This is a genomic window from Methylobacterium sp. P5_C11, from assembly GCF_054049775.1.
Genome location: NZ_JBFULS010000035.1, coordinates 1 through 26027 on the forward strand (window position 1 = coordinate 1; position 26027 = coordinate 26027).

The following is a 26027-nucleotide window of genomic DNA, read 5'->3' on the forward strand; positions in this document are numbered from 1 at the left end:
GATCCGGTCGCGCCGCTCGGTCAGGATCTTGTGCGGGTAGCGATCCGGTCGCGCCTCCCAGACGGGATCTTGTGCGGGTAGCACTGGTGGCCGACGTCCCAGACGATCCGGTCGTCGGGCGTGTCGAACACGTGGTGCAGCGCAACCGTCAGCTCGACCACCCCGAGACCCGAGCCCAGATGGCCGCCGGTGATCGACACCGCGTCGATCATCTCGGCCCGGACCGCCTCCGCAACCGCCGGAAGATCCGACTCCGGCAAACGCCGCAACGCCGCCGGATTCGGGACACGATCGAGAAGCGCACTCTGCTCGGGGGTAATTGCCACGGCATCAACCTCTAACGGATGGGATCGGTTTGATCGCCGAGCCTCAGGACATGTCGAGTGGGGCAACGCCCTCGGGGCGCCCGTCGGAGCCCAGCGTGATCCGCTGGATCCGCGCCTCGGCCCGCTTGAGGAGCGCCTCGCAATGCTTCTTCAGCACCTCGCCGCGCTCGTAGATCGCCACCGACTCGTCGAGCGGCACGTCGCCGCGCTCGAGCCGGCGGACGATTTCCTCGAGCTGTTCCAGCGCCTTCTCGAAGGGCAGGTCGCCGGCGGCGGGGGCCACCTCGGGTCTGCTCGCACTCATCCCAGATACTTCCTTTGGGGGTGGTTGTACGGCGCGAAACCCGGTGCCCACAACCCGGGAGCCCGCCCGGCCGGCCGGATCCGCATCGTTTTGGCGCCGGGCGGCGGCGTTTGCGCCACACTCGGCCGCAGGTCGCGGAATGCGGGCACCCCCGTAACGCCGTCGGCTCCGGGACCGTTCATGCGAGCGCCAAGCTGAACGGCGTGCCTTCGAACGCGTCGGCGCCGCGGCCGATGCGCGCGATCGCCGCGACCATGCGGCCGTCGCGTCCGAGCATGCGGTCGGCGATGGCTACGAAGAGGGGGTTGGGGGTCGCCGAGGGCGAGGCGGCCCGCAGCGCGTCAGCGATGGTCGCCTCATCCCGCTCCGGCGCCAGCGCGCAGGCCGCGATGTAGGCCGCCGCGGTGGAGCGGCTGATCCCGGCGTAGCAGTGAATCACGAGAGGCTTCTCCCGCGGCCAGGCGCGGATGAAGTCGAGCATGCGGGCCACATGTTCTTCAGCTGGCAAAACATGGCCGTCCCGCGCGCTCGCGATGTCGCTGACCCCGATAACCGCGTGGTTCCCGGCGTCGATCACGGCCGGCCGCTCCAGCGGCGTGCCGACATTGATGAGCGTGAGCACGTGGCTCGCGCCGGTGGCGGCGACGGTCTCGGGCAGGCGCGAGAGCGGGCAGACGTGGAGGCTGGGCATGGTGGGCGCGCCAGTGACCTGTGATCGTGACGGATCGAGGGCGGAGTTCGTCAGTCCGGGCACAGCGCGCGAAACCGCGCGAGGAACCGCATCCCGGCCTCGGCGGTCGGCCACGGCTCGGCGAGGGCCAGGACCGGTTCGGGCAGGACGATCGAAGAGCCGAAATAGCGCTCGGCCTCGTCCTGCGCGAACCCGGCGAGGCGGATGGCCTCCACGTGGGCGGCGATCCGGTCGGCCCGCTTCACGAGGCGGGCGAGCGCCGGCGTCGGGGCGGCCAGGCCGAAGCGGCGGCGGACCGCGGCCAGCAGGCGCAGTTCGATGCCGCGATAGGCATCCCCGATGGCGACCTTCAGCGGCGAGACGATGTCGCCGACCACGTATTCCGGTGCGTCGTGCAGCAGCAGCTCCAGCCCCTCGGAATCGGTGCAGGCGACGTCGAGGTGGCGGCCCACCGCCTCGACCAGCAGGCTGTGCTGGGCGACCGAGAAGACGTGCGGCCCGTGGGTCTGGCCGTTCCAGCGGGCGACCCGGGCGAGGCCGTGGGCGATGTCGGCGATCTCGATGTCACCGGGCGCCGGGTCGAGGAGGTCGAGGCGCCGGCCGGAGAGCATGCGCTGCCAGGCGCGGGGCGCCTCGCTCACCGGGATCGTCCGTGTTCGGCGCAGGGTCCGTGCCGGTGGCAGCCGACGAGGTGGTCGTTGACCATGCCGACCGCCTGCATGAAGGCGTGCACGATGGTCGGCCCGCAGAAGGAGAACCCCTCCGCCTTCAGGGCCTTGCCGATCGCCCGGGAGACAGGCGTCTCGGTGGCGATCTCCGCACGGGTTCGGGCGGTGCCCTGGATCGGCCGGCCGTCGACGAAATCCCAAAGGAAGCGCGAGAAGCCGGGACCCCGCTCCTCGATCCGCAGCCATGCCCGCGCGCCCGCAACGGTCCCCTGGATCTTGGCGCGGTTCCGGATGATGCGGGCGTCGCCCATCAGCCTGGCCACGTCGTCCTCGGTGAAGCGCGCGATCCGCTCCGGATCGAAGCCCGCGAAGGCGTCGCGAAAGCCCTCGCGCCGGCGCAGGATGGTGATCCAGGACAGGCCGGCCTGGAAGCCGTCGAGGATCAGCTTCTCGTAGAGGGCGCGGCCGTCATGCTCGGGAACGCCCCATTCGGTGTCGTGATAGGCGACGTAGAGCGGGTCGAGGCCAGCCCACCAGCAACGCGGGCAGCCATCGGAGTGATCGATCAGGCCGGTCTCGGACATCTGCACGGTGTAACGAGAACAGGAGCGGAACGCCATCGGTCGAAGGCCGTCATCGCGACAGACGCCGCGAGCCGGCGGTCGCTCAGTACGTCCGCTCGCCGAGGCTCCCCCCGAGGCGTGGAGGAGGAATTCCGCGGCGGCCGGTGCCGCTCGCGTTACGCCGTCGCCTTGGACCGTGCGGTAAGCTTGTTCCCATCCGGATCGCGAAGATAGGCGACGAAAGACCCGTTGGGACGCTCGGCGGGCGGGCTCTCGATCGCGGTGCCGCCATGCGCGGTCCCGGCCGCGTGCCACGCCAGGACGTGGTCTCGGCTCGCTGCGGCGATCCCGATCGTCCCGCCGTTGGCCGCGGTCGCGGGCTTGCCGTCGATCGGCGTCGTGATCATCAGCCGACCGCCCTCGTGCGTGTAGATCAGCCTGCCTCTCGCATCCATCTTGCCGGGCCTGCCACCCAACGCGGCGAAGGTGGCGTCGTAGAAATCCCGGGCGCGCTCCAGGTCGTTGCTGCCGATCATGACGTGGGTGAACATGCTTCCTCTCCGGAACGAGGGGGTGAAGGGACGGCCACGATCGCGCGCTCGGACGAGCGGCCGAACCCGCCTTCGCTTCGCCCGGTGCGCGCCCGGTCGACCGTACGCGCGCCGGGCGAACCGGTCGGTCTCGGATGTTGGGAGAGCCTTCCCGAGTGCCCCAACCCATTGAGCCCGCCGGGGTGGATACGCCGCAGGACGCGGCGCGATCCGAACTCAGTCTGCCGCACGCGCCGCCGCTGCGTCCGGCATCGCGAAGCTCGCGCAGCCGGGCCGTTCCAGCGTCACGGGTTGATCGCCCGCCCGCGGCGTCTCTCCGGCCGCCAGCGCGTCGCCGAGGCGGTCGAGGCGGACCGTGGCGAGGCCGCGCGACCCCGCCGCGCTGCCCGTGGTACCGATCACCTTGCCGCCGGCCGTGATCTCGGTTCCAGGCGCGGGCGCGGCATCCGCGTAGGCGGCGGCCAGGATCCGGGTCCGGGCGGTGCCCCGGTGCTGCATGCGCGAGACCACCTCCTGGCCGACATAACAGCCCTTCCGGAAATCGACGCCGCCGAGCTGGTCCATCAGCGCCTCGTGCGGGAACGCGTCGCCGAAGGCGTAGTCGCGCCCGCCCTCCGGCACCCCGAGGGCGATGCGGTGGGCATGATAGCCGGCCGCGTCGCCGTCGGCCGAGAAGGCGCCCTCGGCGGCGTACAGGCGGGCGCCGAGATCGACCTGCCGGGAATCGGCCAGGGCCTCGGCGGCGGGCGGCACGGCGCCAGCCCAGGCGGCTGCCACCGCCACGGTCGGGTCGGCGGCGATCGTCGCCTGCGCGCGCAGCCGGTAGAGGGTGAGGCGCTTGGCGAGGTCGGCCGCCCGGTCGGCGCGCACGTCGAGCCGGAATCCGTCCGGGATCCGCGAGACCAGGAAGTCGAACAGGATTTTGCCCTGGGGGCTCAGCAGGGCGCCGAGGCGTGCCTCGCCGGGCTGGAGCGTCTCGACGTTGCAGGTCAGGACGCCCTGGAGCAGCGTCGTGGCGTCCGGTCCGGTGACGGTGACCAGGGCGCGGTCCGGCAGCAGGGCGACGGGCATAAGCGGGTGTTCCTCGGGCGGCGGATGGTCCGGTGGACCGAACCGCGTGCCCGGGACGTAGTCGCTGGCCGCCCGCGTCTCAACCGTCCGCGTTCACGCGCTCAATGCTGGAGGGTCGTGGTGAAGGCGCCCCCGCGGATGCGCTCCGGGAATCCTTCCGCGTAACGGGCCGTCGCTTCCTCACCGTACGTGGTCACGAGTTCCTGAAAAGCCGCGAACAGGGCGGCCTGGGCCATGCAGTCACCGTCAAGTCCATCGAGGCAGCCTTCCGCGAACGCTTCCGAGACGTAACTCAGCGCGACGCGTTTCTCCTCGACATCGACCTCGACGGGGGCGGTGTGAGAGATGTGCTGCATGGCCCGATACTTCCATTGCGCCGGGCACAAGACCCGGCGGACACAACGGATGATAGGCGGGTCCCGGCGCCTCGGCCAGCCGGGAATTTCGGATCGGTTAACGCGGGCGCTCAAATACGACGCTTCCCCGGCATCCCCGACAGGTGTGTCGCGCCTGCATCACCCTCCGAAACGGCCGGCCAGGGCATGCGACAGCCGGTCGCCCTCGGCGACGTACCGGGCGGCCGCCTCGTGGGCGGCCGGGGTGCAGACCCGATAGGTCAGCGCGTAGCCGCGATAGCCGCGGTTGTAGGCGCCGGCCAGACGGTCGCGGCGGACGGGCGTCACGCCCTCGGATTCGATCAGCGCCTTCATGCGGGCCGGCCAGTCCGCGGCATCGGGGGCGCCGCACAGGCCGCGCAGGAAGGCCAGGGCTCCGATGATCTCCGACATGCGCATCAGGTCGCGATCGTAGGGCGCGGGCACGTCCGCGGCGGTGTTCGCCTCCTTGGAGGTTTCCTTCGGCGTTTCCTTGGCGGCGGGCGTGGCGGCGCGCCCCGACCGCTGCTGCGCCAGGGCCGGCGCGCAGACCGGCCCGGACAGGATCGCCAGCAGGCACAGGACCGTCCCCGGGCGCCTCACGCCGTCGCCTCCCCGCCCCGCATGGGCACGCGATCCTCTCCCCGTGCCGCCCCGTGCGCCTCCACCCGCGCGAAGGCCTCGCGCAGGGTTTCGACCAGTCCGGGCGTGGTCGGAAGGACGGCGACCTCCGCCAGCGTGGCCCATCGGGTTCCGAGGGCCTCGGGGCCGGCCACGGGCTCGCCGCCGTGCCAGAGGGCGGCATGCGGGTGGACGACGTAGTGATGACGGGCGCGGCCGGCCTCGTCCCGGACGATGATCTCGGTGGGTGCGAGCACGCCGACCACGTCGGCGGTCAGGCCGACCTCCTCGGACAATTCGCGCAGGGCCGCCGCGGCCAAGGACTCGCCCGCCTCCACGAGACCGCCCGGCAGCGTCCAGACGCCGCGCATCGGCTCGTTGGCCCGCGCCGCCAGCAGGACGCAGTCGTCCCGGATCACCGCGATCGATGCACCCACGAAGGGCCGGGCCGGGAACAGGCGGCCGTCGGCGTCCGACGCCGCCGCGGTCACGGCGTGCCCCCATCGGGGGCGACCACGGCCACCCGCCCGTCGGCGAGGCCGACGAGGAGCCGTTCCGTCGCGCCCTCGCCGAGCACCACGATGCCGGTCTCGGCGGGGGCCGGGAGCGTCACGCGCAACCGCTCGTGCAGGCCGCCCTTGGCCGCCACGACGGCGATCTCGGGGCGACCCGCCACCGGGAGCACGAGTTCGGGGCCGCCCCAGGCGACCGCGACGGCGAGATCCGAGTCGCCCTCGCCGGCGGCGTAGCCTGCGGCCTCGCCGGCAGGCTCGATCCTGTCGGGGTGCAGCGTCCAGAGTTGCAGTCTGCCGCGGCCGCTGACCGTCGCGGCCTGGAGGTCTCCCGACCCGGAGAAATCGGCGATGCCCGCGATCTTCAGGGGTGGGCCGGGCTGGGGCGGCGTGCGGGCCGTGACCGACCAGGGCGTGCCGGGATCGTCCGTGGGCCGGTCGATCAGCACGAGGCCGCCGGCCTCCGTACCGGACAGCGTGGCCGCCAGGAGCGCCGGACGACCCGCGAGGCGCAGCAGGCGCGGCCGCAGGGGCGCGAAGACCGCCTCGCCTCCCGCCGGCACCGTCACGGTCGTTACCGGGACGGGCTTCGGATCGGTGCTGACCGCCATCGGCTGGCGCTCGCGGATGGTCAGGACGGCCGCGGCCGCGCCGCCGTCGGGGGCGCGGGTGCGCCCGGTGAGATAGGCGCTCAAGGGGCCTGAGAGAGCCCGGCGCGAGCCCGGCAGGGCGCCGCGGGGCGTCTCGGCCGCGGTCAGTCCCTCCACCGCCTCCGGCCCGATCGGCCGGACGGTGACGCGGCCCTCCGCGAGGGCCAGCACGGCACCGCCCTCGTCGCCCCAGACCACGGCGATCGGCGCGCTCTCCTCGTCGCCGGCCTGCCGACCGATCTTCGCGCCTGTGATCGGCAGGAGCCCGGAGGTCGCCACCGAGACCGCAGCCTCGCTGCGGGAGCCGCGCAGCGCCCGCACCTTGAAGGGCAGGTCGAGGATCCGGATCCCGGGCTCCGCCCGCGCGTGCGCCACCGGTGCCAAGCACAGCACCAAGCCCAGCAGGATCCCGAGACGGCGCCGGTCCGGCACCGGATGCCGGGCCGTGGCCGTCGCGACCGAGGCGGCACGCGGTCTGGTCAAACGTGCTGGCCGCCGTTGATGTGGAGTTCGGCCCCGTTCACGTAGGACGAGGCGTCGGTGCACAGGAAGTAGATCGCCTTGGCGACCTCGTCCGGGGTGCCGAGCCGGCGCTGCGGGATCTGCTCCACGAGCTTCTCGGTGCCCGGCGACAGGATGGAGGTGTCGATCTCGCCGGGGGAGATCGCGTTCACCCGCACGCCCAGCGGCCCGAAATCGGCGGCCATCTCGCGGGTCAGGCCGGCGAGGGCGGCCTTGGAGGTGCCGTAGGCGGCGCCCGCGAAGGGGTGGACGCGCGATCCCGCGATCGAGGTCACGTTGACGATCGAGCCCTTGGCCCGGGCGAGCTCGTCGCGCAGGCCGCGGGCCAGAAGGATCGTGGCGAAGAGGTTGACCTGGAACACCCGCTGCCACGCGTCGAACTCCGTGGCCAGGGCGCCGAGGCGCTCGCCGTCCGGTCCCTTCGGCGAGATGCCGGCATTGTTGACGAGCGCGTGCAGGACCCCGCCCTCGGCGGCGAGCCGGCCCCGGACCTCCTCGACGGCGCGGATCGTGTCCTGCGCGTCCGCGAGATCGACCTGCAGGTGGTCCTCGGGACCCATTTCCCAGGGACAGTTCTCCGGGAAGGCGTGGCGCGAGCAGGTGATCACCCGCCAGCCCGCGGCCGAGAAGCGCTTGACGGTGGCGTGACCGATGCCCCGGCTCGCGCCCGTGAGCAGCATGATGCGCCGGCGTTCGTTGACGGGGAGGGCCAAAGCCGTAAGCCTCGCTGGCGTTGGAAAGTGCGGCCCGGTCGGGCGCGGAGCGTGCCGGTGAGCCACAACGGTCTAGGCGCACGGGCACCGGAAATCCAGAGCACGCCGCGTGCCGGGGACGACGCTGGGGAGTGGAAACACATGGGCGGTGAGCAGGCCAGCGCGGAGCGCATGCCGGAAATTCCGGCCGACAGCCTTTCCGAGGCGCAGGCCGCGGCCGCGGCGGCCTTCCAGGCCGAGCGCGGCGTTCCGGTCTTCGGACCGTTCGTGCCGCTGCTGCGCAGCCCGGAGCTGATGCTCTGCGCGAGCCGGATGGGGCTCTACCTGCGCTACGGCAGCGTCCTGCCGCTGCGGATCAGCGAGTTCGCGATCCTCATCGTCGCGCGGGCGTGGAGCCAGCCGGTCGAGTGGCACATCCATCACCCGATCGCCCTGAAGGCCGGCGTCGCGCCCGAAACCGCGCAGGCGCTGGCCGAGGGGCGCCGCCCCGACACGATGAGCGCCAACGAGGCGCTGGCCTACGCGTTCTCGACCGAGCTGACGCACAACCGGGCTGTGAGCGACCCGACCTATGCGGCCCTGGTGGCGCGATTCGGGGAGCAGGGGGCCATCGATCTCGCCGGCATCAACGGCTACTACGCGCTGCTCGCCATGACCATGAACGTCGCCCGCACGGCCCTGCCGGAGGGGACACCGTCGCCGCTGCCGCCGTTGGTGCGGTAGGTTTTCGCGAAGCGCCCGGACCGCCTCCCGCGCCGGCCCCCGGCCAGGCACCCGTTGGCGCGCGATCCCGGGACAGGGAATGTCGGTGACACGACGCCCTGTCCGGGAGGCGGGCGGCGCCGGCCGACGGCGATCCGGAACCCGGCACGGCACGCGACGCGGGGCGGCCCCCCTTGAACCGCACGCCCGCGCCGCTTGTGGCGCCGGCCGCTTCGGTCTAACCGTCCTCCCCGAAGCGGGCGCCCGATGCGCCGCCTGCCAACCCCCGAATACCCGGCCGGACGAGAGCCATGGTCGCCCATACCCGCGCCGATTCGGCGCCCAAGCCCACCGACCCGGCGTTGGCCGGCGCCCGGATCCTCGTCATCGAGGCGCGCTACTACGACGCCCTCGCCGACGAACTCCTCGCCGGCGCCCTGGCGGCGATCGAGGCGGCCTCCGCGCGGGCCACCGTGGTGACGGTGCCGGGCGCCCTGGAGATCCCCGCCGCGGCGGCGATCCTGCTCGACGCGGGCTCCTACGACGCCGTGGTGGCCCTGGGCTGCGTGATCCGCGGCGAGACCGGCCATTACGACATCGTGGCCGGCGAGAGCGCCCGGGCGCTCATGGACCTGTCGGTGCAGCGCCGCGTGCCCCTGGGCAACGGCATCCTCACGGTCGAGACCGAGGCGCAGGCGCTCGCCCGTGCCCGGGTCGCCGAGATGAACAAGGGCGGCGGCGCGGCCGAGGCGGCGCTCGCCGTGCTCGCCCTGAAGCGGTCCGCCGAGTCCGCCCGCCCGCGATGACGGATATCCAGATGACCGGGACCACCGACCCCCAGCCCGAAGCCGCCACCGAGCCCGCCGGCGCGACCGCCAAGATCAGCCCGCGCACCGGCGCCCGCCTCGCCGTTGTGCAGGCGCTCTACGAGATGGACATTTCCGGCAAGGGCGTCCTCGACGCCCTTGCCGAGTTCGAGGCCTTCTGGATCGGCCGGGAGATCGACGGGATCGTCCATCCCCCGGCCGAGACCGCCTTCTTCCGCGACCTGCTGCGCGGTACGGTCGAGGAGCAGCGGGCGATCGACACGAAGCTCGATCAGGCCCTCGCCCAGGGCTGGCCGCTGCGGCGCATCGAGATCGTCCTGCGGGCGATCCTGCGGGCGGGCGCCTACGAGCTGATGTTCCGCCGCGACGTCCCGGTCGCCGCGGCGATCTCGGAATATGTCGACGTGGCCCACAGCTTCTACACGGCCGACGAGCCGGGGCTCGTCAACGCCGTGCTCGACCGGCTCGCCCGGGAGGTCCGGCCGGGCGAGGTCGGGGCCGCCAAGACCTCCGGCAAGCCGGGCTCCTCGAAGCCGCTGTCCGGCAAGTCCGGCCCCGCGAATCCCCCTGCCAAGAAGGCCTGAGCCGTGGCCGGGCCGGGCCGCGCCTCCGAGGAGGGGCTGATCGCCCGCTACTTCGCGCCGCTCGCCGGGCCGGGCGCCGACGGGCTCCGCGACGACGCCGCCACCCTGACGCCCGCGCCGGGCCACGACCTCGTGCTCACCGCCGACGCCGTGGTGGCCGGGATCCACTACTTCCCCGACGACCCGCCGGCCTCGATCGCCCGCAAGGCCCTCGGCGTGAACCTCTCCGACATCGCCGCCAAGGGCGCGGTCCCGCGAGGATTCCTGCTGACCCTCGCGCTCCCCGACGACTGGACGGAGGCCTGGCTCGCCGGCTTCGCGGCCGGGCTCGGCGAGGCCGCAGCGGCCGCCGGCTGCCCGCTCCTCGGCGGCGACACGGTGCGGTCCGGCGGTCCGGCCCTGATCGGCGTGACCCTGATCGGCGAGGTGCCGACCGGCGCCATCGTGCGGCGGACCACCGCCCGGGTCGGCGACCGGATCTGCGTCACTGGCACCATCGGCGACGCGGCGCTGGGCTTGCGGCTGCGGCTGGGGCCGGACTCCCCCTGGGTCGCCGGCCTCGATCCGGCCCAGCGTGCCCTGCTCGCCGACCGCTACCTGCATCCGCGCCCGCGCCTCGCCGTTGCGGGCGCGGTCCGTCGCCACGCCTCGGCGGCGATGGACGTCTCCGACGGCCTCGCGGGCGACCTCGCCAAGATGCTGGGTGCGGGCCGCGGCGCCCGGATCACGGCGGCGTCGGTGCCGCTCTCGGAGGCCGCCCGGCGCGCCTGCGCGGCCGATCCCGCGCTGATCGACACCGTCCTGACCGGCGGCGACGATTACGAGATCCTCTGCACCGTCGCCCCGGAAAACCTCGCGGTCTTCGCGACGGAGGCGGCCAAGGCCGGGATCGCCGTCGCCGCCATCGGCACCATCACTTCAGGCGACGGCCCGCCGCGCTTCGAAATGCGCGATGGCGCCGAGCGCGTGTTCGCGGCCGGGGCCTTCAGCCACTTCTGAGGCGTGGCGCCGCCCGCACCGTAAGGCGGAGCTTCCCGGAAGGCCGATCTGGCGCCGGACCTCGTCGATCATCCCGGCGGCGACGACCGGGATCCCGCGGTTCCGGTCGGCGTCCATCCGTGCCGAGCCGGCCGGCGGATTGCGCCGGTCGCCGGGCGTCTGGGACAAGGCGCACTGCAGGCCGTTCAGCAGGTCGTCCCGGATGGCCGCCGGCTGCGCCGCGACGCGCTCGGCCATCAGGAATCCGACGGCGCCGGTCAAGAGCTCAAGGGTGGCCGCCACCTTGGCGGCTTGGTTGCTGCTCATGACGAGACTCCGTCCGAGTACAGCTAAAAATAGAATTCCTCATGGTTAATGGCTGGTTAAGCCGTCGGCGGCGCCCGGTGGGGCGACCGGGCCGGCGCTACCGGGTCCGGTTAAATGCATCATAGTGCACGATTGCCGCGAGCGGGCGCTGCCGTGTCCGGAACGACGGCCGCCCCGAACCCGAACACGCCGTTTGCGCTCACCGGCGAAGTTTGGCTATCAAGGTCTTGTTCTGGGAAGGAAAGCCCGAAACCGAGCGCCGCGTCCCATGGCCGTCGTCCGGCGGTCAAGCTCGACAATCACAAGCCCACGCCAGGCACGATAATAACAAGGACGGTCGAATGATTCCCTTGGTTCTGATCAACGTGGGCGGGCTCTGCGCCGTCGCCTACGGCATCGTCACGATCCTCGACGTGATGCGACGCGACGCCGGTACGCAACGCATGCAGGAGATCGCCGCCGCCATCGCGGAGGGCGCGCAGGCCTACCTCCGGCGGCAATACACGACCATCGGCATCGTCGGCGTGGTCCTGTTCGTGCTGCTCGCCGTGTTCCTCGGCCTCAAGGTCGCCGTCGGCTTCCTGATCGGCGCCGTGCTGTCGGGCGCGGCGGGCTTCATCGGCATGAACGTGTCGGTCCGGGCCAACGTCCGCACAGCCCAGGCCGCCTCGACCTCGCTGGGCGGCGGCCTCGACGTCGCCTTCAAATCGGGGGCGGTCACCGGCATGCTGGTGGCCGGCCTCGCGCTGCTGGGCGTGGCCCTCTACTACCTGTTCCTCACCCGCGGCGCCCATCTCGATCCCTCGAGCCGCGAGGTGATCGACGCGCTCGTGGCCCTCGGCTTCGGTGCCTCGCTGATCTCGATCTTCGCCCGTCTCGGCGGCGGCATCTTCACCAAGGGCGCGGATGTCGGCGGCGACCTCGTCGGCAAGGTCGAGGCCGGCATCCCGGAGGACGATCCGCGCAACCCCGCCACCATCGCCGACAACGTCGGCGACAATGTCGGCGACTGCGCCGGCATGGCGGCCGACCTGTTTGAGACCTACGCGGTGACGGTCGTTGCCACGATGGTGCTGGCCGCGATCTTCTTCTCCGGTCCCACCGGGAGCGGACGGGACGTGTTGGAGCCGATGATGCTGTACCCGCTGGCCATCGGGTCGGCCTGCATCCTCACCTCCATCGCCGGCACCTACGCGGTGCGGCTGGGCGCCAACCAGTCGATCATGGGCGCCCTCTACAAGGGCCTGATCGCCGCCGGCGTGCTGTCGATCGCGGCGATCGCGGCGGTCAACCTGACCCTGCTCGGCGGCTTCTCGACGAGCTTCACCACCTCGACCGGCGTGACCTTCACGTCGGGCGGGCTGTTCGGCTGCGCGGTGATCGGGCTCGCCATCACGGCGCTGATCGTCGTGATCACCGAGTACTACACGGGCACCAATTTCCGCCCGGTGAAGTCGATCGCCGACGCCTCGGTGACCGGCCACGGCACCAACGTGATCCAGGGACTCGCGATCTCGCTGGAATCGACCGCGCTCCCGGCCATCGTGATCGTGGCGGGCATCATCAGCACCTACGCGCTCGCCGGCCTGTTCGGAATCGCCATCGCCGTCACCGCCATGCTGGCGCTGGCGGGCTTCATCGTGGCGCTCGACGCCTTCGGACCCGTCACCGACAATGCCGGCGGCATCGCCGAGATGGCGGGCCTGCCCTCCGAGGTGCGCAAGTCGACCGACGCCCTCGACGCGGTCGGCAACACCACCAAGGCGGTGACCAAGGGCTACGCGATCGGCTCGGCGGGCCTCGGCGCGCTGGTGCTGTTTGCCGCCTACACGTCCGACCTGAACTACTTCATCGCCAATGCCAGCCCGACCCAATACCGGTTCTTCCAGGGCGTCAGCGTCGATTTCTCCCTGTCCAACCCCTACGTGGTGGTCGGGCTGCTGCTCGGCGGCCTGATCCCGTTCCTGTTCGCCGGCATCGCCATGACGGCGGTGGGGCGCGCGGCCGGCGCGGTGGTCGAGGAGGTGCGACGCCAGTTCCGGGAGAAGCCCGGGATCATGCAGGGCACCGACCGGCCGGATTACGGACGGGCGGTCGACATGCTGACCCGCGCGGCGATCAAGGAGATGATCGTCCCCTCGCTGTTGCCGGTCCTGTCGCCGGTGGTGCTGTTCTTCGTGATCCAGTTCATCGCCGGGAAGAACCAGGCCTTCGCCACCGTGGGCGCGAGCCTGCTCGGCGTGATCCTGACGGGCCTCTACGTGGCGATCTCGATGACCTCCGGCGGCGGCGCCTGGGACAACGCCAAGAAGTACATCGAGGACGGGCACCACGGCGGCAAGGGCTCGGACGCCCACAAGGCGGCCGTGACCGGCGACACGGTCGGCGACCCCTACAAGGACACCGCCGGTCCGGCGGTGAATCCGGCGATCAAGATCACCAACATCATCGCCCTGCTGCTGCTGGCGGTGCTGGCGCATAGCTGATCCGGGAGACCGAACTCGACCGACAGGGCCGGTCTCCCAGCGGGGCCGGCCCTTCGCGTTTCGCCATGTGTGCCCCCGCACGCGCCGGTCTGGCCCGCTGCGCCGCACCTTGGCATCGCCGCGTCGCAACGCCACCTCGGCGCCGGAACGAACCGGATGCGGCTCCCCCCGCCGCGCCAGCACGAGGTAATCCATGCCGTCCCTGCTCGACCCGATCCGTCTCGGCGCCATCGAGGCGAAGAACCGGATCTTCATGGCCCCGCTCACCCGGGGCCGCGGCACCCGCGAGCACGTGCCGACCCCCATCATGGCTGAGTATTACACCCAGCGCGCCGGCGCCGGCCTGATCCTCACCGAGGCCACCGGCATCTCTCAGGAGGGCCTCGGCTGGCCCTACGCACCAGGCATCTGGTCCGACGCGCAGGTCGACGCGTGGCGGCCGATCGTGAAGGCGGTCCACGACAAGGGCGGCAAGATCGTCTGCCAGATCTGGCACATGGGCCAACTGGTCCATCCGGACTTCCTCGGCGGCGCGAAGCCGGTCGCGGCGTCTGCCACCACGGCGCCCGACCAGGCCCACACCTATTCCGGCAAGAAGCCCTACGCGGAGGCGCGCCCCCTCGCGGTCGCCGAGATCCCGCGCCTGCTCGCCGACTACGAGCGCGCGACCGCCAACACCCTGGCGGCCGGCTTCGACGGGGTGCAGATCCACGCGGCGAACGGCTACCTGATCGACGAGTTCCTGCGCGACGGCACCAACCACCGCACCGACCAGTACGGCGGCTCCATCGAGAACCGCGTGCGGCTGCTGCGCGAGGTCACCGAGACTGTTGCGAAGGTCGCCGGACCCGAGCGCACCGGCGTTCGCCTGTCGCCGAACGGCGCGATCCAGGGCTGCAACGATTCGAACCCCGAGCCGCTGTTCGTGGCCGCCGCCCAGGCCCTCGCCGATGTCGGCGTCGCCTTCCTGGAAATGCGCGAGCCGGGACCGAACGGCACTTTCGGCAAGGCCGACCACCCGCCGATCGCCCCGGCGATGCGGCGCGTGTTCCGCAACCCGATGATCCTGAACGCCGATTACGACGGTATCAGCGGCCAGAAGATGCTGGATGCCGGCGAGGCCGATGCCATCGCGTTCGGACGGACCTTCATCGCCAATCCCGACCTCGTCGAGCGGATCGCCAAGGGCGCGCCCCTCAACAAGGACAACGCCGCCACGTGGTACAGCCAGGGTCCTGAGGGTTACGTCGACTACCCGACCCTGACGGAGTCTCGGGCCGCCTGAGACCGGCCGTCACCACCGGCCGCCGCGCGCCACGGATGGGCGCGGCGGCCATGCGCGGCCATCCCTAGGCAGGACGCTCCAGCGCGACTATGTGACAGCCGAACCATGGATGTGCCGGCACCCCACGCGCTCGCGGACTCCGAACCGGCCGACGGGCGCTGGAGCGCCGCGGAGCGGATCGCGGAATTGCGCGACCTCGCGATCCTCGATTCGGAGCCCGAGCCGCTCTACGACGACCTCGTGCGGGTCGCCGCCTACGTCTGCCGCGCGCCGGTCGCGCTGGTCAGCCTCGTGGATGCCCAGCGGCAGTGGTTCAAGTCGGAACTCGGATTGGGCAAGCGCGAACTGCCGATCAACTGCTCGGTCTGCGCCCACACGATCGAGGCGGGCGCGATGCTCGTCATCCCGGATCTCACGGCCGATCCGCGGACCGCCGAGAATCCGCTGGTGATCGGGCCCGAGGGGTTCCGGTTCTACGCCGGCGCGGTGATCCGGGGCGGCCAGGGCATCCCCCTCGGTGCCCTCTGCGTGCTCGACCATGCTCCGCGGCCGGATGGTCTCGATTCGGAGCAGACGGCCACGCTGCTCGCCCTGGCGCGCCAGATTTCGAGCCTGCTGGAGCACCGGAGGACCCTCGCGCAGGTCGCGGCCCGGGAGGCGGAGATCGCCGCCAGCGAGCGCCGGTTCCGTGTGATGACCGAAGCGATGCCGCAGATGGTCTGGACGACGCTGCCGGACGGCTTCCACGACTATTACAACGATCGCTGGTACGAGTTCACCGGTGTGCCGTACGGGTCCACCGACGGCGAGGGCTGGAACGACGTGTTCCATCCCGAGGACCAGGAGCGGGCCTGGGCGCGCTGGCGCCACTGCCTCGCCACCGGCGCCCCCTACGAGATCGAGTACCGCCTGCGTCACCACAGCGGTGCTTATCGCTGGACGCTGGGTCGCGCCATGCCGATCCGGGACGCGGACGGGCGGATCGAGCGCTGGTTCGGGACCTGCACGGATATCGACGACCTGAAGCGCGCCGAGGCCGAGGCCCGCAAGCTCGCCGCCATCGTGGAGACCTCCAAGGACTTCATCGGGCTCTGCACCCTCGACGGTGAGATCACGCATCTCAACGAGGCGGCGATGACCCTCGTCGGGCTGCCGGACCTCGCCGCCGCGCGCGCGCGGACGGTTCCCGACCTCTTCACCGAGGACAGCCGCCGCGTGCTCGCCGAGACCGTCATGCCGGCGGTGCGCCGGGACGGTTACTGGGAGGGCGAGCTCGCCTTCCGGCACTGCGTCACCGGCGACCCGGTCGCGGTGCTCTACAACATCTTCCCGGTGCGCGACCCGACCGGAACGGAGGTGGGCTACGCCACCGTGACCCGCGACCTGCGGGAGACCAAGCGCGCCGAAGAGGCCCGCGATCTGCTGATCCGCGAGCTGTCGCACCGGATCAAGAACATCTTCGCGGTGGTCGGCGGCCTCGCCGCGCTGACCGCCCGGAGCGATCCCACGGCCAAGCCGTTCGTGGCCGCGTTCCGCGAGCGGCTGGGCGCCCTGGCGCGGGCTCACGAGTATGTCCGTCCCCATTCCCCCGACAGCGCCCCGCCGGTCGCCGGCCAATCGGTGCTCGGGCTGATGCGCCTGATCATGGCCGCCTACGAGCAGAACGGGCGGGCGCGCGTGCTGATCACCGGGGACGATGCCGAGATCGGCGAGCGCACCGCCACCGCCCTCGCGCTGATCATGCACGAGCAGGCCACCAACGCGGTGAAGTATGGCGGTCTCTCGACACGGGAGGGCGAGGTCCTGCTGAGCGGCTTCCGCGAGGCGGGCCGCTACACGCTGACGTGGCGCGAGGCCGGCGGCCCTCCGGTCGCCGGCGCGCCCTCCCGGAAGGGGTTCGGCACCGTGCTGGCCGAACGCAGCGTCGCCGGCCAGCTCGACGGCGAGCTGGAGCACGACTGGGCGCCCGGCGGTCTCCTGATGCGGCTCAGCGTCCCGCTCGAGAACCTGCGGACCTGACATGGTCCGGCCCGACTTGGCCCGGCCCGACTTGGCCCGTCCATCGGCCGTGCCCGGGCCGCGTCTCGTCGTCCTCGATTTCGACGGGACCCTCGCCGACAGCTTCGGGTGGTTCTGCTCGGTTCTGAACGGCGTCGCCGACCGCTATCGCTTCCGCCCGGTCGAGGCCCACGAGGTCGAGGATTTGCGGCGGCAGGGCGCCCGGGCGATCGTCGCCCATCTCGGCATCCCGCGCTGGAAGCTGCCGCTCATCGCCCGCCACATGCATGCGCTGGCCGCACGCGACGCCGCGCAGATCGCTCTGTTTCCTGGCGTCCCGGCGATGCTGGCCGGGATCGCGGACGCGGGCGTACCCCTGGCGATCCTGTCGTCGAACCGCGCCGACACGGTCCGGCGGGTGCTCGGGCCGGACAATGCCGCTCGTATCGGCAGCTATGCCTGCGGGGCGTCGATCTTCGGGAAGGCGCGCCGGCTGCGCCGGCTGCTCGCGCGCACCGGCGTGCCGCCGGGCCGGGCTCTCTGCATCGGCGACGAGATCCGCGACCTCGAGGCCGCGCAGGCTCTGGGCTGTCCGTTCGGGGCCGTGGCCTGGGGCTATACCGACCCGCAGGCGCTGGCCGACCTCGGCCCCGAGCACCTGTTCTCGGACCCGGCGGAGATCGCCCGCCTCGTGGCGGGCGAGGCCGATCACATGCCGCGGTTCGCGCCCGGTACGACGCTGGTGCCTTTGCCGCTGCCGAACGGCTCGTAACGGGTCAGGCCGCGGAACAGCTGGCTAAGGAAGGCGCGGTCGGCGCCGCTCGTCGGCGTGGTGCGCTCGATGAAGTCGAAGATCCGCCCGTCCTGGAGCCCGTAGAGCGCCACGCGCTCCACCTTGAAGCCGGGGGTGAAGTAGACTGCCGTGACCTTCTGGTCCTCGACTTGCTCGCCCAGGAACATGATCGTCCGGCGGGTGTTCTGCGAGATGTAGTACCAGGACTTGTTGCCCACCGTGGACACCGTCGACGGCGTGCCGAGGATCTGGAGCACCTGCTCGGGGCTCATGCCGGGCTTGATCGTGGCGAGCGCGGCCTGATCGACTTGGTAGCCGTGGCGCAGCTCCTCACCGATGCAGCCGGACAGGCCGGCTCCCGCGAGGCCGATGACGGCGAGGCGCGCGAAAGACTGGACGAGACGGCGCCGCATCGGGCCCCCAGAGAGCGTGTTGACGGACGGGGCACAACCGTCGCTGCCGGCTCGGGACTCCGACGGCGCTTGCGCCCTGGGCGTGGGTTGCCGTACCGCGGGGTTATGGCTTTGACAAGGCAAGCTTGGCCACAGGTGGCCGGGGGATGGCATCGATGATCGCCGGCTTGTTCCAGCGCGCGAACGCGCGGCGCCGTGCCGTCGAGGGGCTCCACGTGGCCCTGAGCATGGCCGCGCGCCGGCCAGCCCTCTACACGCGCCTCGGCGTGCCCGACACCGTGGAGGGCCGGTTCGAGGCCCTGTGCCTGCACGCCATCCTCGTTCTGCGTCGGCTGAACCGGCTGCCGGCGCCGGCCGCCGAGGTGGCGCAGGATCTCGTGAATTCCGTCTTCACCCAGCTCGACGCCTCCCTGCGCGAGCTGGGTGTCGGCGACATGGGCGTGTCCAAGCGGATGAAGAAGCTCGGGGCCGCCTTCTACGGGCGCGCCGAGGGCTACGACGCGGCGCTCGAGGCCGGCGACGGGGCCGCCCTGCGCGCCGTGCTCGTCCGCAACGTCCTGGGCGACACGGGTGACGGCGGCGGTCTCGCCGCCTACGTGCAGGCCGCGGACGCGGCCCTCGCCGGGGCCGACCTCGACGCGCTGCTGGGGGCCGGGCCGCCCTTCCCGGAACCGGACGGGTTCGCGCCGCGACCGGCTCGAGAATCGGCTCAAGAGTTCGCCCAAGGTTCGATCGAAGGATCGGTGCAAGCCGGAGACGGAGGACGCGCATGACTCGGGTCGGCAGCCAGGACGGCTTTCCGCTCGCACGATGGGTCAATGTCGAGCGCCTGCCCCAGGGGCGCGGCGCCGTCACCGTGGAGGCGAGCCCCGCCGAGTGCGCGGCGCTCGCGGCCGAGTTCGTCATTCCCGGCATCCGCGACCTGGTCGGCCGGTTCGCGATCGAGGGGCCGACCAGCCGCCTCGTCGTCACCGGCACCGTGGAGGCGCAGGTCACGCAGGTCTGCACCGTGAGCCTCGAGCCCTTCGAGGCACCCGTCCGCGAGCCCGTCGAGGTGGTGTTCACCGACACGGACCGGCTTGCCGGCACCGATGCCGAGGACGCCGACATCCCCGATCCTCTGGTGGGCGGCCGCATCGATTTCGGCGCGCTCACCGCCGAGTTCCTGGCGCTGGGCCTCGATCCCTATCCGCGCAAGCCCGGCATCACCTTCGAGCCGGTGGCGGCGGGTGACGATGCCGGCCCCCTCGCAGGCCTGCGCAAGCTCCGCGACGGCGAAGGCTGAAGTCGTCGGCGGCCGGCCGGAACCCCGCGCCGCCCGATTTCATTTGCCCGACGGGCCGGTATCGCTATGGTCCGCCGCGCCCGGCGGGGCCTTTCCCGCCTTGTCCCCCGCCGAGACCCGCGACCCGCTACCGACATGTCCCAACGCGTGTGCATCTCGCTCGACGCCATGGGCGGCGACCACGGGCCTTCCACGGTCGTGCCCGGCGCAGCCCTGGCCCGGGAGCGCCATCCCGGCACCACCTTCCTGATGTTCGGCGACGAGGCGGTGATCGCGCCCCTCATCGCGAAGGAGCCCCGCCTCAAGGATTGCGTCGAGATCCGCCACACCAGCGTGGCCGTGGCCATGGACGACAAGCCGAGCCAAGCCGTGCGCCAGGGCCGGGGCAAGTCGTCCATGTGGCAGGCGATCCAAGCGGTCCGGGACGGACAGGCCGATGCCTGCGTGTCGGCCGGGAACACCGGCGCCCTGATGGCGATGTCGAAGATCTGCCTGAAGACCATGTCGGGCATCGAGCGCCCGGCCATCGCCTGCCTGTGGCCGACCGTGCGCGGCGAGAGCGTCGTGCTCGACGTCGGCGCCACCATCGGCACGGATGCGGAGCACCTCGTCGAGATGGCCGTGATGGGCTCGGCCATGGCCCGGATCGTGTTCGACCTCCAGCGGCCCACGGTCGGCCTGCTCAACGTCGGCACCGAGGAGATGAAGGGCAACGAGGCGGTCAAGGAGGCTGCCCGGATCCTGCGCGAGATGGAGAGCCCGGGTCTCGCCTATCACGGCTTCGTCGAGGGCACGGATCTCGGCCGCGGCACGGTCGACGTGGTGGTGACCGAGGGGTTCACCGGCAACATCGCCCTCAAGACCGCCGAGGGCACCGCCAAGCAGATCGGCACGTATCTCCGCGCGGCCATGACTCGGACGCTGGCCGCCAAGATTGGCGCCCTGTTCGCGCGGCAGGCCTTCAAGGCGCTGAAGGACAAGATGAACCCGAGCCGGGCCAACGGCGGGGTGTTCCTCGGCCTCGAGGGCATCGTCATCAAGAGCCACGGCTCCGAGAATGCCCAGGGCTTCGCCGCGGCGATCGATCTGGCGCACGACATGGCGCGCCACGACATGATCCGCACGATCCGCGAGATGCTCGACCAGACCGCGGCCCTGGCGCCGGCCTGACGGCCGGTCTCGGCCTTAGCATCCGTCGGCGGATGGGATGGAAATCGGGGGGCTGCCGTTTCACAACTGACGATTGTGAAGCCGGCGTCGTCCGGGAAGGACACAGATGGCAACCCTCCCCATAGACCCCGCGCATCACCGGCGCGCTCCCGCTCTGCGCTCGGTGGTGGTCGGGACCGGATCGAGCCTGCCCGGGCGGGTGGTGACGAACGCCGATCTCGCCGCGCAGGTGGACACCTCCGACGCCTGGATCGTCCAGCGGACCGGGATCCGCCAGCGGCACATCGCGGCCGCGGACGAGACCACCTCGGTCCTCGGAACTCGCGCGGCCCGGGCGGCCCTGGACGATGCCGGCCTGACCGCGGACGACATCGACCTCGTGATCTGCGCCACCTCGACGCCGGACCACACCTTCCCGGCGACGTCCACCCAGATCCAGGCGGCGCTGGGCATCCACCAGGGGGCAGCCTTCGATCTGCAGGCGGTCTGCGCCGGGTTCGTGTTCGCGGTCTCGACCGCCGACAAGTTCCTGACCACCGGGGCGGCCCGCCGGGCGCTGGTGATCGGCGCCGAGACCTTCTCGCGGATCGTCGACTGGGAGGACCGCACCACCTGCGTCCTGTTCGGCGACGGGGCCGGCGCCATCGTTCTGGAGGCGCAGGAGGCGGGGGCTCGCGGCGTCCTCAGCACGAGCCTGCGGTCCGACGGGCGCCACCGGGAGAAGCTCTACGTCGACGGCGGCCCGGGTTCCACGGGCACCACCGGCCATCTGCGCATGGAGGGCCGCGACGTGTTCCGGTTCGCCGTCGGGCAGGTCACCGACGTGATCGTCGAGGCCCTCGCGCAGGCGGGGCTGACGGTGGCGGACCTCGACTGGTTCGTGCCCCACCAGGCCAACCGCCGGATCATCGAGGCCTCGGCCGACAAGCTCGGGATCGCCCGGGAGAAGATCGTGCTGACGGTGGACCGCCACGGCAACACCTCGGCCGCCTCGATTCCCCTGGCCCTCGACGTGGCGCGGCGGGACGGTCGCATCCGGGCGGGCGACCTCGTGATGATCGAGGCGATCGGCGGCGGCTTCAGCTGGGGCGCGGCGCTCATCCGTTGGTGAGGCCTCGGGCGGCGCGCCCGAAACAATTCGCTGTCCCGCCGCGGTTGACCGGGGACCGAGCGCCGATTAGCGTGCCGGATCATAGAGATACGACTTCAGCGTTCGGTGCGGCCGTGATCGCCGTGCCCGACGCCATGGGGCGTGCGGTGCGGGCGAGGGGACACGGTATGGCAGGCAAGACGGTGACGCGCGCCGACTTGAGCGAGGCCGTCTACCACCAGGTGGGCCTGTCGCGGACCGAGTCGGCCGCCCTCGTCGAGACCGTGCTGTCGGAGATCTGTGCCTGCCTGGAGAACGGCGAGACGGTGAAGCTGTCCTCGTTCGGCTCCTTCGTCGTGCGCAGCAAGGGCAAGCGCGTCGGCCGCAATCCCAAGACCGGGGTCGAGGTGGCGATCGAACCGCGGCAGGTGATGGTGTTCAAGCCCTCGAACGTGCTCAAGGCCAAGATCAACGGCCTCAACGGCGCGGGCGCGCACGACGACGACTGACGCGTCCCCGCCGATCCGCCGGCGAATTCCGTGCGTCGCGGCCGGCGAGGCTTGAGTGGGACGCCGCGGAGCGGCAAGATCGTGCCGCCCCGATCCGATCCGCAAGACCGTCATGCCCGCAGCCCTCCTCGCCGCCGACCGGACCGACGAACAGAACGCCGGCCCCGGCGAGAAGAGCGCCCACGCGTTCCGCACGATCAGCGAGGTGGCCGAGGAACTCGACGTGCCCCAGCACGTGCTGCGGTTCTGGGAGACCCGCTTCGGCCAGATCCGCCCCGTCAAGCGGGCCGGCGGACGGCGCTACTACCGGCCCCAGGACATCGAGCTCGTGGCCGGCATCCGCCATCTCCTGCACGTCCAGCGCTACACGATCGCGGGAGCCCAGCGGGTCCTCAAGGAGAACGGCGTCCGCTTCGTGCAGGCGGTCGGCCGCGGCGAGGCGGTGGCCGCCGAGCCGCTGATCCAGGAGGTTGCGCCGGATGTCGGCGCACCCCAGGGGTCGCTGGAGGCCTCGGACCGGACGGCCCTGGCGGGTGTCCTGGAGGAACTGCGGACCTGCCGAGCCCTGCTCGACGGTCTGCGCGCGGTGCCCGACGGCGAGGCTTGAGGTCGGGGCCGATCCTCGACGGCGATCCTACACGCGACAAGCGAACTTTCCGGCGGCAACTCGCGTTGTCGCCCGCATGGCCGCGCCCAAATCCAAGCTGACACCCAGCCAGGAGCTGATGGCCCGCATCATGCGGATCGTCCGCACATGTCCGGACGCCGCGGCCGAGGTCTTGGAACTGATGTTCCTCGTCAGCCAGATCGAGGCGGCCACCGGCGTCGACCGGGATTACCGCGATGCGAAGCGCGTCATCAGCCGCCTGCGCAATCCGCTCTGGGAGATGGGACCCACGGACCGCGCGAAGCTGCTCGCGGCCGCAGAGACGATCCGCCGGGTCTGCCGCCTCGCCGAGACCGAGATTCCCTCCGCTCCGATCGCCGATGCCGGGGAGCGCGCGCGGGTCGAGTCGCGACTCGCCGCCGCTTTGGCCGGCGAGTTCGACGACATGCAGATCGCCCGCGTCACGGGAATCGTCGCGGCGGCGCTGCAGGAATAAGCTCCGGCGCGGGCTCTCGACGCCCGTCCGGGGCGTCCCCACATGGTCTCCACCGATGAACGGACATCCGGAGGCGTTTCCGGGGACAGGTCCAGGTCGGCACTGGAGAGACGCTGCCATGATCGCCCTTCGACCGCTCGCCGTGCTGCTCGCAGGGAACCTGGCCCTGGCCGGACCGGCATCCGCCCAGACGCCCGCCAGCCGGACCAAGACGGTGGCGCCCGGCAAGACCGTCCGGCTCGAGATCGCGCCCAATCTCAAGAAGGATTGTTCTCCTGGCCCGATGCCCGAGTTCAAGGTCTCCGGTCCGCCGAAGAACGGCTCGGTGATCACCAAGGTCGGCAAGCTGAAGACGCCGGCAGGCTACCGCTGCCCCAACAAGGAGGCCGCGGTCCAGGCGCTGTTCTACCAGCCCAACAGCGGGTTCACCGGTTCGGACGAAGTCACCTTCGAGGTCAAGGGTTCGGACGGCCAAGTCCAGACGCAGACCGTCAAGATCACGGTCGGGGCGGTCGGCGCCAAATCCGGAGATGACAGCAAGAAGGAGGGAACGGATTTGTGAGCCGGGGCCGGCTTCCGTGACGACTGCCCAGTTCTGGGCGCCGTACAGCCGTTCGGCAGCGGCGCGGAATCTCGTCCGTGCCGCCGTCAGCCCCCGCGAGTGTTGCAAGCAATCGACATGCCGGGCGCCGCGCTCGCCGCACTGCGACAAAAGCGGGCCTGTCGGTTGCATCCAAGCCGAGACAGGATGAAGCTGTCACGGTCTGAGAGGGTTATCGAATGCCGATGCATGCGACGAACGACCTTTTCCAGAGCTTCGCCCGAGGGTACGAGGCCCGCCGCGACACGGAGATGACGCTCTCCGAGTATCTCGAAGCCTGCCGCGACGAGCCCCTGATGTACGCCTCGGCCGCCGAGCGGATCCTCGCGGCGATCGGCGAACCGGAATTCGTGGATACCGCCAAGGATTCGCGCCTCGGCCGGATCTTCATGAACCGGACGATCCGGACCTACCCGGCCTTCCGCGAGTTCTACGGGATGGAAGAGACGATCGAGCGGATCGTCTCGTTCTTCCGCCACGCGGCACAGGGCCTGGAGGAGCGCAAGCAGATCCTCTACCTCCTCGGCCCGGTGGGCGGCGGCAAGTCGTCCCTCGCCGAGCGGCTGAAGCTCCTGATGGAGGTTCACCCCGTCTACGTCCTCAAGGCCGGGGACGAGGTCTCGCCGGTCTTCGAGAGCCCGCTGGGCCTGTTCGACCCCGAGACGATGGGCGAGGAGATCCAGAAGCGCTACGGCGTCCCGCGCCGGCGCCTCACCGGCCTGATGAGCCCCTGGGCGCTGAAGCGCCTCGACGAGTTCAACGGCGACATCTCGCGCTTCAAGGTGATCAAGGTCCGGCCCTCGCGCCTGCGCCAGATCGCCATCGCCAAGACCGAGCCGGGCGACGAGAACAACCAGGACATCTCCTCACTGGTCGGCAAGGTCGACATCCGCCGCCTCGAGACCCTGTCCCAGGCCGATCCCGACGCCTATTCGTATTCGGGCGGCCTGAACCGGGCGAACCAGGGCATCCTCGAATTCGTCGAGATGTTCAAGGCGCCGATCAAGATGCTGCACCCCCTGCTCACCGCGACGCAGGAGGGCAACTACGTCGGCACCGAGAATATCGGCGCGATCCCCTTCACCGGCGTGATCCTGGCCCACTCGAACGAGTCCGAGTGGCAGACCTTCAAGACCAACAAGAACAACGAGGCGTTCATCGACCGGATCTACGTGATCAAGGTCCCGTACTGCCTGCGCGTCACCGAGGAGCAGCACATCTACGAGAAGTTGATCTCCGGCTCGGAACTGTCGGACGCGTCCTGCGCGCCCGGCACGCTGGAGATGCTGGCCCGCTTCTCGGTGCTGTCGCGCCTGCGGGAGCACGCCAATTCCAACGTCTTCTCGAAGATGCGGGTCTACGACGGCGAGTCCCTGCGCGAGGTCGATCCCCGCGCCCGCTCGATGCAGGAGTACAAGGACACGGCCGGCGTCGACGAGGGCATGGACGGGATCTCCACCCGCTTCGCCTTCAAGGTGCTGGCCGCGACCTTCAACCACGACACCACCGAGGTCTCGGCTGATCCGGTGCACCTGATGTACGTGCTGGAGCAGTCCCTGCGCCGGGAGCAGCTCCCGCCCGAGACCGAGAAGAAGTACCTGGAATTCATCAAGACCGAGCTCGCCCCGCGCTACGCGGAGTTCATCGGCCATGAGATCCAGAAGGCCTATCTCGAATCGTACCACGATTACGGGCAGAACCTGTTCGACCGGTACATCGACTACGCCGACGCCTGGATCGAGGACCAGGACTTCAAGGATGCCGAGACCGGCCAGCTCCTCAACCGCGAGCTGCTGAATCAGGAACTTACCAAGATCGAGAAGCCCGCCGGGATCGCCAACCCGAAGGACTTCCGCAACGAGGTGGTCAAGTTCGCCCTGCGCTCCCGCGCCCAGCATGGCGGCCGCAACCCGAGCTGGACCTCCTACGAGAAGCTGCGCGAGGTGATCGAGCGGCGGATGTTCTCCCAGGTGGAGGAGCTGCTGCCGGTGATCTCCTTCGGCTCCAAGAAGGACGGCGAGACCGAGAAGAAGCACGGCGAGTTCGTCGAGCGCATGGTGGCGCGCGGCTACACCGAGCGGCAGGTCCGCCGCCTGGTGGAATGGTACATGCGGGTGAAGCAGGCCGGCTGAGGCGCGGGGCGCCCGGCCGGGTCCAATCCGGCCGGGCCAGGGTTCGACCTTCCGCCGCCACAGTTTCGGACGACCGGCCGGTGAAGATCTCAGGCCAGCTTCGAAAGAGGGATCCATTCCTCCGCCGGCAGCATGGTACGATCAGGGTCCGGACCCGGCCGGAACACGCGGACGAGGG

General features: G+C 71.1%; 30 protein-coding genes and 1 pseudogene. 17 read left to right on the forward strand and 14 right to left on the reverse strand.

All coding sequences use genetic code 11. The features are described from left to right. Positions 1-35: 35 nt before the first annotated feature. The 12 genes and pseudogenes from ACXJKQ_RS17855 to ACXJKQ_RS17910 form a co-directional block, all read right to left on the reverse strand. Positions 36-326, reverse strand: a pseudogene (locus ACXJKQ_RS17855) (1-deoxy-D-xylulose-5-phosphate synthase N-terminal domain-containing protein); the annotation flags it as partial. Between the two features lie 43 nt (positions 327-369). Next, complete coding sequence (locus ACXJKQ_RS17860) at positions 370-630, reverse strand: exodeoxyribonuclease VII small subunit (protein ID WP_012320922.1); 261 nt, start codon at positions 628-630, stop codon at positions 370-372. A gap of 178 nt (positions 631-808) precedes the next feature. Next, a complete protein-coding gene (locus tag ACXJKQ_RS17865) occupies positions 809-1321 on the reverse strand; it encodes a tyrosine phosphatase family protein (protein WP_457107069.1) in 513 nt (170 codons plus the stop codon). 50 nt (positions 1322-1371) lie between these two features. After that, positions 1372-1932, reverse strand: a complete 561-nt coding sequence (locus ACXJKQ_RS17870; protein ID WP_457107120.1) for a hydrolase — start codon at positions 1930-1932, stop codon at positions 1372-1374. A 26-nt stretch (positions 1933-1958) separates the two neighbouring features. Further along, positions 1959-2573 (reverse strand): DNA-3-methyladenine glycosylase I, encoded by a 615-nt coding sequence (locus tag ACXJKQ_RS17875; RefSeq protein ID WP_457107121.1) that lies wholly within the window; start codon positions 2571-2573, stop codon positions 1959-1961. Between the two features lie 155 nt (positions 2574-2728). Continuing rightward, positions 2729-3103 (reverse strand): VOC family protein, encoded by a 375-nt coding sequence (locus ACXJKQ_RS17880; protein ID WP_457107070.1) that lies wholly within the window; start codon positions 3101-3103, stop codon positions 2729-2731. A 216-nt stretch (positions 3104-3319) separates the two neighbouring features. After that, entirely contained in the window at positions 3320-4174 is an 855-nt protein-coding gene (gene ygfZ, locus ACXJKQ_RS17885) for a CAF17-like 4Fe-4S cluster assembly/insertion protein YgfZ (RefSeq protein WP_457107071.1), read from the reverse strand. Positions 4175-4275: 101 nt separating this feature from the next. Then, on the reverse strand, positions 4276-4530 hold the full coding sequence (locus ACXJKQ_RS17890; protein ID WP_331289477.1) for a hypothetical protein: 255 nt from the start codon (positions 4528-4530) through the stop codon (positions 4276-4278). Positions 4531-4689: 159 nt separating this feature from the next. After that, the gene (locus ACXJKQ_RS17895) at positions 4690-5151 is read right to left on the reverse strand and encodes a TIGR02301 family protein (protein ID WP_457107072.1); all 462 of its coding nucleotides are present in this window, start codon (positions 5149-5151) and stop codon (positions 4690-4692) included. Then, on the reverse strand, positions 5148-5660 hold the full coding sequence (locus ACXJKQ_RS17900) for an NUDIX hydrolase (RefSeq protein ID WP_457107073.1): 513 nt from the start codon (positions 5658-5660) through the stop codon (positions 5148-5150). Before ACXJKQ_RS17900 ends, ACXJKQ_RS17895 begins: the two co-directional genes overlap by 4 nt. Beyond that, the gene (locus ACXJKQ_RS17905; protein ID WP_457107074.1) at positions 5657-6814 is read right to left on the reverse strand and encodes a hypothetical protein; all 1158 of its coding nucleotides are present in this window, start codon (positions 6812-6814) and stop codon (positions 5657-5659) included. Before ACXJKQ_RS17905 ends, ACXJKQ_RS17900 begins: the two co-directional genes overlap by 4 nt. Next, positions 6811-7533 carry an SDR family NAD(P)-dependent oxidoreductase gene (locus ACXJKQ_RS17910; RefSeq protein ID WP_457107122.1) on the reverse strand — a complete coding sequence of 241 codons (723 nt, stop codon included), beginning with the start codon at positions 7531-7533 and terminating at the stop codon, positions 6811-6813. Before ACXJKQ_RS17910 ends, ACXJKQ_RS17905 begins: the two co-directional genes overlap by 4 nt. A 174-nt stretch (positions 7534-7707) precedes the next feature. Between ACXJKQ_RS17910 and ACXJKQ_RS17915 the strand changes: the two genes are divergently transcribed. From ACXJKQ_RS17915 to thiL, 4 genes are all read left to right on the forward strand, one after another. Continuing rightward, positions 7708-8289, forward strand: coding sequence for a carboxymuconolactone decarboxylase family protein (locus ACXJKQ_RS17915; RefSeq protein ID WP_457107075.1), 582 nt, complete (start codon positions 7708-7710; stop codon positions 8287-8289). Positions 8290-8579: 290 nt separating this feature from the next. Continuing rightward, complete coding sequence (ribH, locus tag ACXJKQ_RS17920; RefSeq protein ID WP_457107076.1) at positions 8580-9074, forward strand: 6,7-dimethyl-8-ribityllumazine synthase; 495 nt, start codon at positions 8580-8582, stop codon at positions 9072-9074. An 11-nt stretch (positions 9075-9085) separates the two neighbouring features. After that, entirely contained in the window at positions 9086-9679 is a 594-nt protein-coding gene (gene nusB, locus ACXJKQ_RS17925) for a transcription antitermination factor NusB (protein ID WP_457107077.1), read from the forward strand. 3 nt (positions 9680-9682) lie between these two features. Continuing rightward, complete coding sequence (thiL, locus tag ACXJKQ_RS17930; RefSeq protein WP_457107078.1) at positions 9683-10678, forward strand: thiamine-phosphate kinase; 996 nt, start codon at positions 9683-9685, stop codon at positions 10676-10678. Here thiL and ACXJKQ_RS17935 read toward each other — a convergent pair. After that, positions 10598-10984 (reverse strand): hypothetical protein, encoded by a 387-nt coding sequence (locus ACXJKQ_RS17935; RefSeq protein WP_457107079.1) that lies wholly within the window; start codon positions 10982-10984, stop codon positions 10598-10600. The genes thiL and ACXJKQ_RS17935 overlap by 81 nt on opposite strands. Positions 10985-11325: 341 nt before the next feature. Between ACXJKQ_RS17935 and ACXJKQ_RS17940 the strand changes: the two genes are divergently transcribed. The 4 genes from ACXJKQ_RS17940 to ACXJKQ_RS17955 all read left to right on the forward strand — a co-directional run bounded on the left by ACXJKQ_RS17940 (position 11326) and on the right by ACXJKQ_RS17955 (position 17525). Next, complete coding sequence (locus tag ACXJKQ_RS17940) at positions 11326-13470, forward strand: sodium-translocating pyrophosphatase (RefSeq protein ID WP_457107080.1); 2145 nt, start codon at positions 11326-11328, stop codon at positions 13468-13470. A 193-nt stretch (positions 13471-13663) separates the two neighbouring features. Further along, a complete protein-coding gene (locus tag ACXJKQ_RS17945; protein WP_457107081.1) occupies positions 13664-14755 on the forward strand; it encodes an alkene reductase in 1092 nt (363 codons plus the stop codon). A 105-nt stretch (positions 14756-14860) separates the two neighbouring features. Continuing rightward, complete coding sequence (locus ACXJKQ_RS17950; RefSeq protein ID WP_457107082.1) at positions 14861-16774, forward strand: PAS domain S-box protein; 1914 nt, start codon at positions 14861-14863, stop codon at positions 16772-16774. Between the two features lies 1 nt (position 16775). Beyond that, a complete protein-coding gene (locus ACXJKQ_RS17955; protein ID WP_457107083.1) occupies positions 16776-17525 on the forward strand; it encodes an HAD hydrolase-like protein in 750 nt (249 codons plus the stop codon). Here ACXJKQ_RS17955 and ACXJKQ_RS17960 read toward each other — a convergent pair. Then, entirely contained in the window at positions 17462-17959 is a 498-nt protein-coding gene (locus tag ACXJKQ_RS17960; protein ID WP_457107084.1) for an outer membrane protein assembly factor BamE, read from the reverse strand. The two genes, ACXJKQ_RS17955 and ACXJKQ_RS17960, sit on opposite strands and share 64 nt — an antisense overlap. 155 nt (positions 17960-18114) lie before the next feature. On the opposite strand from ACXJKQ_RS17960, the gene ACXJKQ_RS17965 reads away from it, so the two are divergent. The 9 genes from ACXJKQ_RS17965 to ACXJKQ_RS18005 all read left to right on the forward strand — a co-directional run bounded on the left by ACXJKQ_RS17965 (position 18115) and on the right by ACXJKQ_RS18005 (position 25849). Further along, a complete protein-coding gene (locus ACXJKQ_RS17965; RefSeq protein ID WP_457107085.1) occupies positions 18115-18732 on the forward strand; it encodes a ubiquinol-cytochrome C chaperone family protein in 618 nt (205 codons plus the stop codon). After that, complete coding sequence (locus ACXJKQ_RS17970) at positions 18729-19244, forward strand: YceD family protein (RefSeq protein WP_457107086.1); 516 nt, start codon at positions 18729-18731, stop codon at positions 19242-19244. Before ACXJKQ_RS17965 ends, ACXJKQ_RS17970 begins: the two co-directional genes overlap by 4 nt. Before the next feature lie 135 nt (positions 19245-19379). Continuing rightward, complete coding sequence (gene plsX, locus ACXJKQ_RS17975) at positions 19380-20414, forward strand: phosphate acyltransferase PlsX (RefSeq protein WP_457107087.1); 1035 nt, start codon at positions 19380-19382, stop codon at positions 20412-20414. Between the two features lie 106 nt (positions 20415-20520). After that, entirely contained in the window at positions 20521-21525 is a 1005-nt protein-coding gene (locus tag ACXJKQ_RS17980) for a beta-ketoacyl-ACP synthase III (protein ID WP_457107088.1), read from the forward strand. Between the two features lie 167 nt (positions 21526-21692). Next, a complete protein-coding gene (locus ACXJKQ_RS17985) occupies positions 21693-22013 on the forward strand; it encodes an integration host factor subunit alpha (RefSeq protein WP_457107089.1) in 321 nt (106 codons plus the stop codon). 112 nt (positions 22014-22125) lie between these two features. After that, a complete protein-coding gene (locus ACXJKQ_RS17990) occupies positions 22126-22620 on the forward strand; it encodes a MerR family transcriptional regulator (RefSeq protein WP_457107090.1) in 495 nt (164 codons plus the stop codon). Between the two features lie 76 nt (positions 22621-22696). Next, a complete protein-coding gene (locus tag ACXJKQ_RS17995; protein WP_457107091.1) occupies positions 22697-23116 on the forward strand; it encodes a hypothetical protein in 420 nt (139 codons plus the stop codon). A 118-nt stretch (positions 23117-23234) separates the two neighbouring features. Further along, entirely contained in the window at positions 23235-23678 is a 444-nt protein-coding gene (locus tag ACXJKQ_RS18000; protein WP_457107092.1) for an Ig-like domain-containing protein, read from the forward strand. 218 nt (positions 23679-23896) lie between these two features. Further along, positions 23897-25849: a PrkA family serine protein kinase gene (locus tag ACXJKQ_RS18005; protein ID WP_457107093.1), complete on the forward strand. Its 1953-nt coding sequence runs from the start codon at positions 23897-23899 to the stop codon at positions 25847-25849. Positions 25850-26027: the final 178 nt, after the last annotated feature.